This window comes from Rhodococcus sp. FW305-130 (assembly GCF_058788335.1).
In genome coordinates this window covers 1-13,317 of the sequence record NZ_JBYTAP010000015.1, presented here as the reverse complement: position 1 = coordinate 13,317, position 13,317 = coordinate 1, and the positions used below count along the sequence as shown (strand labels likewise).

Annotated in this window: 9 protein-coding genes; 5 read left to right on the top strand and 4 right to left on the bottom strand. The window is 62.4% G+C overall.

Annotation, left to right across the window (positions count from 1 at the left end; translation table 11 throughout):
• Nucleotides 1–273: 273 nt before the first annotated feature.
• From AC3WQS_RS30485 to AC3WQS_RS30475, 3 genes are all read left to right on the top strand, one after another.
• Complete coding sequence (locus AC3WQS_RS30485; RefSeq protein WP_020909752.1) at nt 274–1,389, top strand: XdhC family protein; 1,116 nt, start codon at nt 274–276, stop codon at nt 1,387–1,389.
• A gap of 102 nt (nt 1,390–1,491) precedes the next feature.
• On the top strand, nt 1,492–3,135 hold the full coding sequence (locus tag AC3WQS_RS30480; protein ID WP_003945987.1) for a PucR family transcriptional regulator: 1,644 nt from the start codon (nt 1,492–1,494) through the stop codon (nt 3,133–3,135).
• A 148-nt stretch (nt 3,136–3,283) separates the two neighbouring features.
• Nucleotides 3,284–4,717, top strand: a complete 1,434-nt coding sequence (locus tag AC3WQS_RS30475) for a uracil-xanthine permease family protein (RefSeq protein ID WP_020971407.1) — start codon at nt 3,284–3,286, stop codon at nt 4,715–4,717.
• A 96-nt stretch (nt 4,718–4,813) separates the two neighbouring features.
• Here AC3WQS_RS30475 and AC3WQS_RS30470 read toward each other — a convergent pair whose 3' ends face one another.
• From AC3WQS_RS30470 to upp, 4 genes are all read right to left on the bottom strand, one after another.
• A complete protein-coding gene (locus AC3WQS_RS30470) occupies nt 4,814–6,325 on the bottom strand; it encodes a carboxyl transferase domain-containing protein (RefSeq protein ID WP_492713246.1) in 1,512 nt (503 codons plus the stop codon).
• Complete coding sequence (locus tag AC3WQS_RS30465; protein WP_133729496.1) at nt 6,322–7,548, bottom strand: CaiB/BaiF CoA transferase family protein; 1,227 nt, start codon at nt 7,546–7,548, stop codon at nt 6,322–6,324. Before AC3WQS_RS30465 ends, AC3WQS_RS30470 begins: the two co-directional genes overlap by 4 nt.
• A gap of 289 nt (nt 7,549–7,837) precedes the next feature.
• On the bottom strand, nt 7,838–9,535 hold the full coding sequence (locus AC3WQS_RS30460; RefSeq protein WP_492713247.1) for a PucR family transcriptional regulator: 1,698 nt from the start codon (nt 9,533–9,535) through the stop codon (nt 7,838–7,840).
• 92 nt (nt 9,536–9,627) lie between these two features.
• Nucleotides 9,628–10,251, bottom strand: coding sequence for a uracil phosphoribosyltransferase (gene upp / locus AC3WQS_RS30455; protein ID WP_019746096.1), 624 nt, complete (start codon nt 10,249–10,251; stop codon nt 9,628–9,630).
• A 223-nt stretch (nt 10,252–10,474) separates the two neighbouring features.
• On the opposite strand from upp, the gene bar reads away from it, so the two are divergent.
• Nucleotides 10,475–11,584, top strand: a complete 1,110-nt coding sequence (bar, locus tag AC3WQS_RS30450) for a barbiturase (RefSeq protein WP_003946033.1) — start codon at nt 10,475–10,477, stop codon at nt 11,582–11,584.
• A gap of 137 nt (nt 11,585–11,721) precedes the next feature.
• Entirely contained in the window at nt 11,722–13,200 is a 1,479-nt protein-coding gene (locus AC3WQS_RS30445) for an amidase (protein ID WP_492713248.1), read from the top strand.
• Nucleotides 13,201–13,317 lie beyond the last annotated feature (117 nt).

Genomic DNA, 13,317 nt, shown 5'->3' with positions numbered 1-13,317 from the left:
CTCGGTTCTGTGGTGTGCAACGTCGCCCACTCGATCCGTCGCACCATCTGCGTGAATTACCGCTGCAGTGATCGTCGGAGAGGGGAAGAATGAAGGTCAGGCCTGCTTTCGGCTGGGCTCGGTGACAACACTGGTCGAGAGCGCACGGTGATGCGACGGCGACATTGCACAACTGCAGGGTCCGGATTTAGGCGCATTGTGTGACAGGCAGGATTGCGGTGGGCCGATACCGTGAACTCTCTACGGACGGCGATGCAAGCGGGAGGCGAGGCGATGCGCGACATTTCCACTCAGCTGGCGCAGTGGCACGCTCGCGGCGAGGATTTTGCACTGGCGACGGTTGTCCGTACCTGGCGATCCTCACCGCGCATGCCCGGTGCTTCGATGGCCGTCTCACGCTCCGGGGAGGTAGTCGGCAGCGTCTCGGGCGGGTGTATCGAGAGTGCACTGTACGAGATCGCCCAGGAGGTTCTCGCCGACGGCACCAGTCGCGTCGAGGTCTTCAGTGTCTCCGACGACGACGCCATCGGAGTAGGGCTGACCTGCGGCGGAACCATCGAAGTGTTCGTCCAGGCCGTCGGAGCCGATTTCGCCGAGTTCGGTCAGGTCTGTGAACGGATCGAAGCCGATACGCCCGTCGTCGTGGTCACCGAAGTGCGTCCGGGAGCGCCGGCGCGGCACCTCGTCGTCGAGCACGGCCGACGAAGCGGGGATCTGGATGCCACGGAGGACGAGGTCTCCATCCTGTTGCGCACGATGGACACCGGTGAGTCCGTAGCCTTTGTCGCGCCGGCGGGAACCCTCATCGATTCGCAGCACGACCTGCTGGTCGAGATCTTCGCGCCACTACCGCGGATGTACGTGTTCGGGGCCATCGACTTCGCCGCCTCGATGTGTACGTTGGGCGCCTTTGCGGGTTACCGAGTGACCGTCGTGGACGCACGGCCGGTCTTCGCGACACGGGCGCGCTTCCCCGACGCCCACGATCTGGTCGTGATGTGGCCACACAAGTTCCTCGAAACCGCACCGATCGACAACAAAACCGTCCTGGCCGTGCTCACTCACGACGAGAAGTTCGACATCCCCTTGCTCGAGATCGCGCTGCGTTCGCCGGCTGCGTACGTCGGCGCGATGGGAAGTCGTGCGACGCATGAGCGTCGGGTGGCGCTGTTGAAGGAGCGAGGCGTCACCGACGCCGAGTTGGGGCGTCTGCACTCACCGATCGGGTTGGATCTCGGCGCCAGGACGCCGGAGGAGACTGCAGTGTCGATCCTCGCCGAGATGACCAAGACCCTGCGCAATGCCTCCGGTTTGGAACTGCGGGATCTGCAGGGGCCGATCCACCCGCCACCTCAGGAGAATCCGACCGCCCTGCATCGAACGGCCTGAGTCGACTGCGCTGAATTCGGACATCTTGTGTTCGGTGGGGATAGGATCGTTTCTTTCGTGAACCATCTTCCGTGATCCGAATGAAATCGAGGTGCCTGCCAAGTGGCAAACCCGGCCGTACCGGCATCCGAGGTGAATGCTGTTCTCTCCGAACTTCTTCGAACCCCGCTCCTTCCTGGTGTTCGAAAGGTCGCCGGCGGCTGCGAAGACCCGACGGTAGCCCGGGTGGGATTCATGGCGGTTCCCGACATCGGACCGTGGCTGCGACACGGACAGTTGCTGATCACCACGCCGGAAACCCTCGCCCGGGTCACCGAAACCTTCAAAGCATTTGTCGGACGGTTGTCGACGCGCGGAGTTGCAGCCCTCGCCGTCCAATTCGGCGCAGACGGGGACACTCTCGCGCCGGAACTGGTCGACGCGGCCGAAAGCGCCGGCTTCCCGCTCCTGGTTTTTCACGGTGCGTGCGATCACCCTGCGGCGAGAGACCGTGAGCAGACGGAGTCGGCCCAGATCGACGCCATGTTCGGGGCCGAGCGCCTGCGACGGCTGCTGGTCGACGTCGTGATGGGCGGCGGCGGCCTCCCACAATTGACCGAGGTCATCGCACGGGAGATGAAGGGCGCCGCCCTGATCACCACCTCGGACGGACGCGAGATCTGCCGCGCCGGGGATGCCGCGGAGCGCAAGCATCTGTCTGCCTGTCCCGCCGTCGATTCCACCGGTCGTCTGCGGACCGACACCGTCGAGGGCGGGTTGGGTCTGCACGAGTTCGACGGTCAATTCATCGCGGTGTCCGCGATTTCCGCCAATCACATCGACCACGGGCGTCTCGCGTTGTTCACCGGTGAGCGCGTGATGACGAGTTACGACCAGTACCTGGTCGAGCGAGCGGCGTCGGTGTGCGCGTTGGTCATCACCCGCGAGCAGGCCGTGGCGTCGGTGGAAGAACGCCATCGCGCCAACTTCGTTCACGACCTGCTCCTCGGCCGAGCCGGGGACCACGATCACGTTGTCTCCCACGCCAAGACGTTCGGTTGGGACTTCGATCGCCCGCTGGTGATCGTCTCGATCGAGCCGGACCCGATCGACGAACCGGCCTCGGCGGCGCCCGCTCGGCTGCCTGTCGTCGATCGCCAGGCGATGGCGTTCTCCGGGGCGATCGCCCACCGCGATCCCGGTGCGGCGGTGACCGCGCTGACGGGCGAGACGGTGATCGTCATGGGCGTCGGCACCGACACGATGGCATTGGTGCGGGACCTCGTCACGGTCGTTCGCGGTGAAGGTGGCGGCGGGAGAAGGCCGTTCAGTGTCGGGGTGTCCCGGCCGACAGCGGCGATCGACGCCGTCCCTGCGCTCTACAGTCAGGCGCGCACCGCACTGACCGTCGGACGCCGGATCTCCGGTCCGTGGACGGTGACTCAGTTCGACGATCTCGGTGTGTACAGACTGCTCAGTCTGGTCGAGGACGAAAACGAGCTGGAGACGTTCGCCCGGGAGACATTGCGGGAACTGACGGAGGAAACTGCCGAAGCGCAGGACATGCGCAAGACATTGGAAGTCTTGCTCGCGACCAACATCAACATCGCCGAGACAGCGCGCAAGCTCCACTTCCATTACAACACACTGCGTTACAGGGTCGTTAAGCTGGAGAAAATGCTTGGACCCTTCACGGCGCAACCCGAGCTCCGGCTGGATCTGTCTCTAGCACTGAAGATAACCGCGATGCGCGGCATCAATCACTAATATTGCCAATCCGGGTCCGTGGGTTCTGGCAGATTGTCATCACGTCGATACCCCCGCGCTGTAATAGCGTTTCACTCCAGTCACGGTGTTTTGTGAGCTGGAGCACACTCAGCGTTCGGACACCTTCCTCTGCACGAAAGGTCCCATCATGCCGATTTGGACGTTGCACGGAGATGGAAAGAACATCAGACCGGGTGAAGTGGTCGCTCCCGGCGAGCGGCTCAGCTGGGGAAGAACCATCGGGCTGGGCAGCCAGCACGTGGTGTCGATGTTCGGCGCGACGTTCGTCTTCCCGATCATCATGGGGCTCAATCCTCAACTTGCCGTGATGATGTCGGGCTTTTGTACGCTCTTCTTCCTGCTGGTGGTCAAGGGACGCATTCCCAGCTACCTCGGTACGTCGGCGGCCTTTGTCGGTGGTATCGCCGCCATTCGTGCCCAAGGCGGAACATCCGCAGAGGTGACCGGCGCGATCCTGGTGTCCGGACTGGTCCTGGCAGCCATCGGTATCGCGATCCACTTCCTCGGTGGCCGGGTCGTATTCAAGGTTCTTCCCCCGGTGGTGACCGGGGCAGTGGTGATGCTGATCGGATTCAACCTGGCACCCGTCGTCGCGGGGCTGTACTGGCCGCAGGACCAGTGGGTGGCTCTGATCGTCATGGTGGCCCTGATCGTCATGAGTATCGCGCTACGAGGCTTCATGGCGCGCATCGCCATCTTCCTCGCTCTGATCTTCGGCTACGTTCTTTCCTGGATCCTTGACCGGGTCTCGGGCACGATCACCTCGTACGACGCAGGCACCGGTCAGATCACCGAGCACTTCCGCGTCAACTGGGATTCGGTGCAGTCGGCGTCGTGGTTCGGCCTGCCCCCGTTCTCGGACGAGGCCAACGGAATCGTCGGCATCCACGCTCCGTCGTTCAGCCTGACGTTCATCATCCTGGTTCTTCCCGGTGTCATCGCGTTGATCGCGGAGAATGCCGGCCACGTCAAGGCAGTCGCAGAGATGACCGGCGACGATCTCGACCCGTACATGGGACGCGCGCTCGCCGGTGACGGTTTCGCCACCGCTATCGCCAGCAGCGTCGGCGGTTCGCCCACCACGACGTACGCCGAGAACATCGGTGTCATGGCAGCGACCCGTGTGTACTCCACCGCCGCTTACGCAGTTGCCGGCATCGTCGCGATGATGCTCGGCTTCTCCCCCAAGTTCGGTGCCGTCATCTCGGCGACGCCCGGCGGTGTTCTCGGCGGAATCACCGTGGTGCTCTACGGCATGATCGGTCTGCTCGGCGCCAAGATCTGGAAGGAGAACGGCGTCGACTTCGGCAATCCCCTCAACCTCATGCCGATCGCGGCCGGCCTCATCATCGGTATCGGCGACACGGCTCTGAAGTTCAGTGACACGTTCTCGCTCAGCGGGATCGCGCTCGGCACCATCGTCGTGATCGGGATGTACCACCTGTGCCAGTTCATCGGTTCGAAGAACCCGGAGCTGAATGCGAAGAATCCGGAACCGAACAAACCGGATTCGAAGGCTCCCGGCGGCGAACGGGAAGAACCCGCCCCGCAGCTCACGTGACACTTGGCTGAGTGTGCTCGATTGTCGAAGGCCGGACATCCTCCTTGGAGGATGTCCGGCCTTTCGCGGTGTGTGCGTGTTCTGTGTACTGATCGATCAGACGGCAGTGCTGGCTTCGACCAGGCCGATACGGTCGATGCGTTCGGTGCGGGTGATGAGCCGTTCAGTCGCATCGGTAACACTGAGCACGCTCAGCTCGTAGTGCAGTACCGCTCCGACGCGAGTGCAGAAGGCGGCGGATTCGTCCGCGGCATCGGGAAATTCGGGGATGACCCGATCGACGATGCCGCCCGTGAGCAGATCGAAGGACCGTATCCCTTGACCGGCCGCCATCTCCGGAGCGTGCGTGATGTCGTGGAACATGATCGCGCTCGCCCCCTCGGGAGGTAAGGGCGAGAGCCAACCGTGGCGGGCCGCCAGCACTCGATCGGCCGGAATCAGTGCCAGGGCGCCGCCGCCGGTGCCCTGCCCGAGCAGGAGGGAAATGGTCGGGACCTCGAGTGAAATCATGTCGGCTATGCACCGAGCGATCTCGCCGGCCAATCCACCTTCTTCGGCTTCCTTCGACAGTGCCGCGCCTGCCGTGTCGATGATCGTCACCAACGGCAGGTCGAGCTCTGCGGCAAGCCGCATCCCTCGCCGAGCTTCCCGCAGAGCGCCGGGGCCGAGTGGGGAGTGAGCAGTCTGTCCGCGTCGGTCCTGTCCGAGAAGGACGCAGGGCATGTCGCCGAAGCGAACGAGCGCGAGCATGATGCCGGGATCGTTCTCGCCTTGGCCGGTTCCGTTGAGCGGGAGCATGTCCGAGGCAGAATTGAGCAACACTTCCCGGATTCCCGGTCGGTCTTCGCGTCGGGATGCGACGACGGATTCCCACGCCGACGTATCGGGTGGGCAATCGTACGAGCACGGGTCACTCGGCAACGAGTACCCACGACGTCTCAAGGTGATGATGCGCAATGCGCGGTCGACGATTTCGGCGAGCTGGTCTGGCGGCCTCACCGCATCGATGAGTCCGTGCTCGTGAAGGTTCTCCGCTGTCTGGACACCGACGGGGAAAGGTGAGTTGTACAAAGCCTCGAACACCCGGGGGCCGAGGAATCCCACGAGGGCTCCTGGCTCCGCGATCGTCACGTGACCGAGTGACCCCCAGGACGCGAATACGCCTCCGGTGGTGGGGTTTCGGAGGTAGACGATGTAGGGCAGGTGCGCTTCTTTGTGCTTGATGAGCGCCGCGGTGATCTTGACCATCTGCAGAAATGCCGTTGTCCCCTCCTGCATACGCGTTCCTCCGGAGGTGGGAAGCGCAAGAAGGGGCAGCTGCTCTTGCGTCGCTCGACGGATGGCGACGACGAGGCGTTCGCCCGCCGCCACGCCGATCGATCCGCCGAGAAAACCGAACTCGCAGACGATGATTGCCACACGGCGGCCTCGGACGGAGGCGCTTCCGGTCAGGACGGACTCGTCGAGCCCGGTCTTCTCCTGCGCCCGCAGAAGTGCTTCGGCGTAATCGGAGTCGGTCGCGACGGGGATCGGAGGGGTATCCCACGACTCCCAGGTGCCGGCATCGATCACCAGGTCGAGCAAGTCGCGAGCCGTCAGGCGGTTCATCGGGTGAATCCTTGTAGCCACGACATGACTTCGTCAGTGTCTTCACCGAGTACCGGCGGTGCGGTGTGCCGGGTCTCCGTCACTTCTGTTCCGTCCGGATCGAAGAATCGCAGCGGCGGCCCGGGCAGAGTGATGTTGCCGAGCGTGCTGTGGTCGACGTCGACGAGCAATCCCTGTGATCGGGTCTGCTCCCATTCGTACACTTCGGAGATCGTCCGAACCCGTCCTGCCGGTATTCCGATGCGGTCGAGTTCGGTCAGAAGCTCGTCACGCGAATACGGTTTGAAGGTACGTTCGATCAATTCGACGACCTGGAAATGATTCTCGACGCGTTCGGCGTTTGTTGCCATACCGGGGGCGTCGGGATCGAGTTCGAACCCTTCGCAGAATCTTCTCCACAGGCTTTCACTGCCGACCGAGATCTGTACTGCGCCATCGCCGGTACGAAAGAGTCCGTACGGTGCGATGGAGGGATGGTGGTTGCCTTGCGCTGTGCCTACCTCGCCGGCGACGGTCCACTTCGTTCCTTGAAACGCGTGAACACCGACCACGCTGGCCAAGAGCGACGTTCGAACGACACGGCCTCTCCCCGTCTGTTCGCGTTCCTTCAAAGCCGCGACGACACCGAACGCCCCGTACATTCCGGCGAGAAGATCGGCGATCGGAACTCCGACTCGTTGAATGTCGTCCGGGCTCGAGCCGGTCAGCGACATGAGTCCGGCTTCCCCCTGGGCGATCTGGTCGTAACCGGCGCGGCCACCTTCCGGGCCGTCGTGGCCGAAACCGCTGATGGACAGGACGATCAGTCGAGGATTGAGTTCGGCCAGCCGCTCGGTGGAGAATCCGAGTCGATCGAGAACTCCGGTGCGGAAGTTCTCCATGAGAACGTCGGCGCGGCAGACAAGATCTTCGAGGGTTGCGCGCCCGCTGTCGGATTTGAGGTCGAGCGTGATCGACTTCTTGTTCCGGTTCGTGGACAGGAAATACGTCGATTCCCGTTGCGTGTTCGGTGGTTCCAGCGGTGGCTCCACAAAAGGCGGCCCCCACCCACGGGTGTCGTCGCCACCGTGAGGTGATTCGACCTTGATCACGTCGGCACCCAGATCGCCGAGCATCATTGCCGCGTGAGGACCCGCGAGTGCGCGCGTGAGGTCGACGACAATCACGTCGTGTAGCGGACCACTACGAGCACTTGTGTTGTGAGGCTTCGAAGTCGAGTTCATGTCGCACCGCCGTGTTCTGGTGTAATTGGCTGAGCCAGTTGGTGGTTGAGGCCTCCGTAGTTCGGTCGACTCCGGTCCGCTGGACCGAGAAATCGGCCAGGGCCACTGAAGGAGGTATGTGCGGCCCGTCTTTCGAACCGTAAGCGCGCACCGGTCAACGGCACATGGGTAACCTTGCCGATGACGGGTATCAGTGGTGGGTAAGAAGTGACGAACGCTTAACGCACGGCTGGATTGCGGTTGTATCGAACCGCAATTGGGGCGCTCTGTCAGCCTATTTGGTGCATCTTCATGACATTTCGTGCATCTTCATGACCTGCAGGGCGAGTGAGACGTTCAATCGAAGGACGGGGTCGTCGGTGAACGATCCGACGACGCTCTCCAGCTTTCCGATTCTGTATCGCAAAGTGTTGTAGTGCATATGCAGTGCCCGGGACGCCTCGGCAACATTGCAATTGCAGTCGAGCAACGTCTGGAGTGTCAGACGCAAATCTGCGGCTTCGGCGTTGTCCGCCGACAGTGACTTCAGAACGTCATCGGTGAACGAACGCAGTTCGCTCTTGTCCGTCTGGAGCGAGAGGAGTCGGTGTACGCCGAGTTCGTCGAAGTGCGCGATCTGGCCCGGCCCGTTGATACGTCGGCCGACGACCACGGCCGTACAGGCCTGGTCGTAGGCAGCAGGTAGATCGGCCAGGGAGTAGATCACCCGGCTCACTCCCGTGCTGAAGGAGCGGCGGCCGCTGGTGCGATCTCCGGCAACCTTGCGCACCAACCCTTCGATGTCCCGAACCGCACGGTCGGTGCTGGTGGGGAAAAGCGTGACCACCTCGTGTCGAAACCCGACGGAGGGTGCCGTCCGCTCGTGGGTGCGTACCACTTGTTGCCAGCCGTCGCTGAGTCGATCTTGGTCCGTGCGCGTGGAATTCGCGTGCTGGGATTCCGGGTGATCGACGTCGAGTTCTGCAACCACTACGGCAAGTGGACGAGTGACATCCCACCCCAACTGGGTGAAGTGCGCGCTCACTTCCGCCGGCGAGCCGGCTTCACCTATCAGTGCGTCGCGGAGGAAGTCGCCGCGGAATTTGGATTCCACTGCCGCAACTGCCAGCTGCTTGGTGACGGCCAGCGCAGCAACGGTGGCCGTTCGCTCCAGCGCTTGGACGACAACTGCGCCGAGTTCGTGGGTGCCGGCGTACGCGACCATTCGGCCGTGGTCGGTGCCGCCGGCCACCACCCGGGTGAGCGCCAACTGACCAGGAAATCCTTTGGGCGCGTTCTGTAAACCGACAGCGACCCGTTCGGTCAGGAACCGACCGGTGCTTTCGAACAACGGAAGCGCGTTCAGCGCGGCTGAATCTCCGGCCTCCGTCAACACTCTTCCGTCCGGCGAGCAGATGAGAACGCTGACGTCGAAAAGCGCGGCGAATTCCGCGGCAATCTGGGGTAGATCGCCACCTTCCAAGACGATCGACGTCAACGAGCGGTGAAGACGATCGGCAATGTCGAGTGCCGCAGACTGCTTCGCCACCAACTTGGTGAAGACCTCCGAGATCACCTCGTCGAATCCTGCGGTGACGGGAAGAACCAACAACGGCAGCCCTCGCTGCTCTGCCATGTGCAGCATGGCTTCCGGCAGTTCGTCGAGATAGCGGCCCGTTTTAACGGCAAGTGCCGCGACTCCTCGGCGTGCGAGACCGTCGACGAGGTCGCTGAGATCTGTATCGTCGAGAAGCTCTCCGGTTCGCCCGTAGCGCAGCGGGAACCCGGTTGTCACCAACAGTTCGTTCGGCTTCACCCAAGCGAGGATGTCCGGCACTTCCATCACGTTCACCGATTGAACGAGGTGGCGCAAGCCCCCGTGCCCGGCAAGGACTTCGGCTCCACGCAGACTGGGTAGCTCGAGGACATCCCGAACCGTCAGTCTGTAGTCGCCACCTTCTGGCAAATGTTGAAGCTCTTCGCTCGAATATTTGGCAGATCTATCCATGTCGCGAGACTACGCTCGATCACGCGACGAACATTGTCAACAGTTGACGAAAATAGCCTCTCGAAATGAGTGGTTCTCCGTATGTCTGCCAACTACCGTGGTCCGAATTGGCGATCGCCCGCGTCTCCGAGTCCAGGTACCAGGAAAGCATTTTCGTTCAGGCCGTCGTCGATGCTCGCAGTGAGGAGCCTGACTGGATGTCCGGAGTTCCTCAGTGCTTCGATCCCCTCCGGAGCCACGACGACACATATTGCAGTCACATCGGTGGCTCCGCGTGCAATGAGCAGATCGATTGTGCGGATGATGGATCCACCGGTCGCCAACATCGGATCGAGGACGTAGACGGGGGTGCCCGACAGATCAGCGGGCAGGGACTCCAGATACGGAACCGGTTGGTGTGTCTTCTCGTCTCGTGCCATTCCCACGAAACCGACACCTGCCTGCGGAATGAGGGCACTCGCCTGTTCGACCATGCCGAGGCCCGCTCGCAAGACCGGTACCAGGAGCGGTGGATTTGCCAGCCGCACTCCCAGCGTCGGAGCAACTGGCGTCTCGATGTCGAACTGTTCCACTTCTGCGCCGCGCATGGCCTCGTAGACCAACATATGGGTCAGTCTGCGCAAGGCGGACCGGAAAGTTGCGTTGTCGCTGCGAGCGTCGCGCATGGTCGTGAGCAGCGATGCCGCCAGCGGATGGTCGACAACAGTGGTGTCCATGGTCGAATCGTAAGTGAGAACCGATGGGGCGGCGCACAACCGGTGAATTGGAGTCGAAATAACCAATCGCGGTTTTCGTTTGGGCAACTATTGACGATGCCGAAGGGTTCGAGTCGTCATAGCGTGGTCGGCATGGCAGTTCCGAACCGCTCGGCTGGGCTGGGCGCCAGGAGCTGTCAAGGCCCAATTTTGCCTCCACGATTCCCTATACAAGGAGATGCCAATGCCCGAAGCAATCGAGGTCCGTAAGGTTCCGCTACACAGCGTCTCCGACGCCAGTGAGCTCGCCAAGCTGATCGACGACGGTGTCCTCGAGGCCGACCGCGTCATTGCAGTCATCGGCAAAACCGAGGGTAACGGCGGCGTCAACGACTACACGCGAATCATCGCGGACCGAGCGTTTCGAGAGGTTCTCTCCGCCAAGGGTAATCGCAGCCCCGAAGAGGTGGCGGAGGTGCCGATCGTCTGGTCAGGCGGCACGGACGGTGTGATCAGCCCGCACGCGACGATCTTCGCGACGGTACCGGCAGACAAGGTCACCAAGACCGACGAGCCGCGACTGACCGTGGGTGTCGCCATGAGTGAGCAGCTGCTGCCCGAGGACATCGGTCGTACCGCAATGATCACCAAAGTAGCTGCGGCAGTGAAAGATGCGATGGCCGATGCCGGAATCACCGATCCCGCCGACGTGCACTACGTACAGACCAAGACTCCGTTGCTGACAATCCACACCATCCGTGACGCCAAGAGTCGCGGCAAGACCGTGTGGACCGAACAGACTCATGAGTCGATGGACCTGTCCAACGGCGGTACGGCGCTCGGAATCGCGGTTGCACTCGGCGAAATCGACATGCCGACCGACGAGGATGTCATGCACAGCCGCGAGCTCTTCTCCTCTGTTGCATCCTGCTCGTCCGGCGTCGAGTTGGACCGTGCTCAGATCGTTGTCGTCGGTAACGCACGTGGCGTCGGCGGACGCTACCGGATCGGCCACAGCGTGATGAAGGATCCGCTCGACCAGGACGGCATCTGGGCGGCGATCCGTGACGCCGGACTCGAACTTCCGGAGCGGCCGCACTCGAGCGACCTGGACGGTCAACTCGTCAACGTGTTCTTGAAGTGCGAGGCCAGCCAGGACGGAACGGTCCGCGGCCGTCGTAATGCGATGCTCGACGACTCCGATGTGCACTGGCACCGCCAGATCAAGTCGTGCGTAGGTGGAGTCACGGCAGCTGTCACCGGTGATCCGGCAGTGTTCGTCTCGGTCTCGGCAGCGCATCAGGGCCCCGAGGGCGGCGGCCCTGTCGCCGCCATCGTCGATCTCGGTCAGTAGCCGGTAAGAACCTCGCTGGAAACTTCGACAGTCGCGCGCCGCCACCGGTAATTCGTCCTCGAATCAGTTGCCGGTGGCGGCGAATCCGACCGAGATTCTGCCGGCGCAACCCACTTCACTGCTTGAAAGGATTCACGATGGTTCATGCTGCTGACCCTGTCGACGAGAGCGTTTCCGGTGCGCCCGAGAATCGCGAGCTCGTCATGGCCGATGCGGTCACGCTCAGTGGTCTGATACGCAGGCGTGAAGTGTCGTGTGTCGAGGTGATGGACAGCTACCTCGACCAGATCGAAGTACATAACCCGGCGGTGAACGCGATCGTCGCATTGCGGGATCGGGAAGCGTTGACGGCGGAGGCGCGCGAGCGTGATTCGCAGTTGGCGAGTGGGCAGTATCTCGGTTGGATGCACGGGTTTCCGCATGCGGTGAAGGATCTTTCGGCAGCCAAGGGTCTGCCGTTCACGTCCGGGTCGCCGATGTTCGCGGATCGAATCGCCGAAGAGGACGACCTGTTCGTCAAGCGGATCAAGTCTGCCGGTGCCATCGTGATCGGCAAGACGAACACACCGGAGTTCGGGCTCGGATCGCAGACGTACAACCCGGTGTGGGGTACGACGGTGTCGCCGTACGACAATTCGCGCACTGCCGGCGGTAGCAGCGGAGGCGCCGCAGCGTCGTTGGCGCTTCGCATGCTGCCGGTGGCTGATGGAAGCGATTACATGGGTTCGCTCCGAAACCCGTCGGCGTTCAACAACGTTGTTGGGTTTCGACCTTCCTGGGGTCGGATACCGGAGACGGGATTCATCGCTCAGGGCGCTGTTGTGGGTCCGATGGGCCGAACCGTCACCGACGTGGCTCACCTGCTCTCCACGATGGCGGGACCGGATGCCTATGCACCGTTGGGGATTCGTGAGAATCCCGCTGTGTTCGCCGAAAGCCTCGCACGGGATCTGAAGGGCTCTCGGATCGCATGGGTCGGTGACTGGAACGGGTACCTGGCAACCGAACCTGGAGTTCTCGAGTTGTGCGAATCCTCGTTCGAGGTCTTCGAACAGTTGGGGTGCCGCGTCGAGGCTGCGCTTCCCGACTTCAAACCCGAGGACATCTGGCAACTGTTCCTGCGATGGCGTTGGTGGGCGCAGCTCGGTTTGATCGATCAGTACAACGATCCGAGTTTGCGTGAGTTGATGAAGCCCGAACTGTTGTGGGAACTCGGGCATGCGGTCACCCTCTCGGCACTCGACGTGACCAAGGCTGCGGAGGCCCGCAACGGCTGGCTGTCGGCCATTACCAAGATGTTCGAAACCTACGACTACATTCTCGCGCCGAGTGCTCAGGTGTTTCCTTTCGACAAGAACACTCACTGGCCCGAGACCGTCGACGGGCGGTCGATGGACACGTATCACCGGTGGATGGAGACGGTTGTTCCCTGGACGATGGCCGGGGTTCCGGTTGCGGGGATGCCGGTCGGCTTCGACGATCGTTCGCTTCCCATGGGTATCCAGATCATCGGTCGGCACGGAGCCGACTTGGACGTACTCCAACTCGCCTACGCATTCGAGCAGGCAACCCAGTGGGTCGAGCGGGTTCTTCCTCCCGCACTCCGCGTGAACTGACCTAATCTATTTCGAACGTATCCAGTTGGGAGAGAACGACGATGGCTTCGGCATTGTGGCACGGGTTCGCGGACATGGGCGCTGTGGAGAAGAACGGCGCGTTTGTCGTCTCTCGCG

Bases quoted from the DNA above. Each gene is read 5' to 3' on its own strand.
- AC3WQS_RS30460 (WP_492713247.1), bottom strand. From the start codon at position 9,535: ATGGATAGATCTGCCAAATATTCGAGCGAAGAGCTTCAACATTTGCCA.
- upp (WP_019746096.1), bottom strand. From the start codon at position 10,251: ATGGACACCACTGTTGTCGACCATCCGCTGGCGGCATCGCTGCTCACG.
- AC3WQS_RS30445 (WP_492713248.1), top strand. From the start codon at position 11,722: ATGGTTCATGCTGCTGACCCTGTCGACGAGAGCGTTTCCGGTGCGCCC.
- AC3WQS_RS30475 (WP_020971407.1), top strand. From the start codon at position 3,284: ATGCCGATTTGGACGTTGCACGGAGATGGAAAGAACATCAGACCGGGT.
- AC3WQS_RS30485 (WP_020909752.1), top strand. From the start codon at position 274: ATGCGCGACATTTCCACTCAGCTGGCGCAGTGGCACGCTCGCGGCGAG.
- AC3WQS_RS30465 (WP_133729496.1), bottom strand. From the start codon at position 7,548: ATGAACTCGACTTCGAAGCCTCACAACACAAGTGCTCGTAGTGGTCCG.
- AC3WQS_RS30470 (WP_492713246.1), bottom strand. From the start codon at position 6,325: ATGAACCGCCTGACGGCTCGCGACTTGCTCGACCTGGTGATCGATGCC.
- bar (WP_003946033.1), top strand. From the start codon at position 10,475: ATGCCCGAAGCAATCGAGGTCCGTAAGGTTCCGCTACACAGCGTCTCC.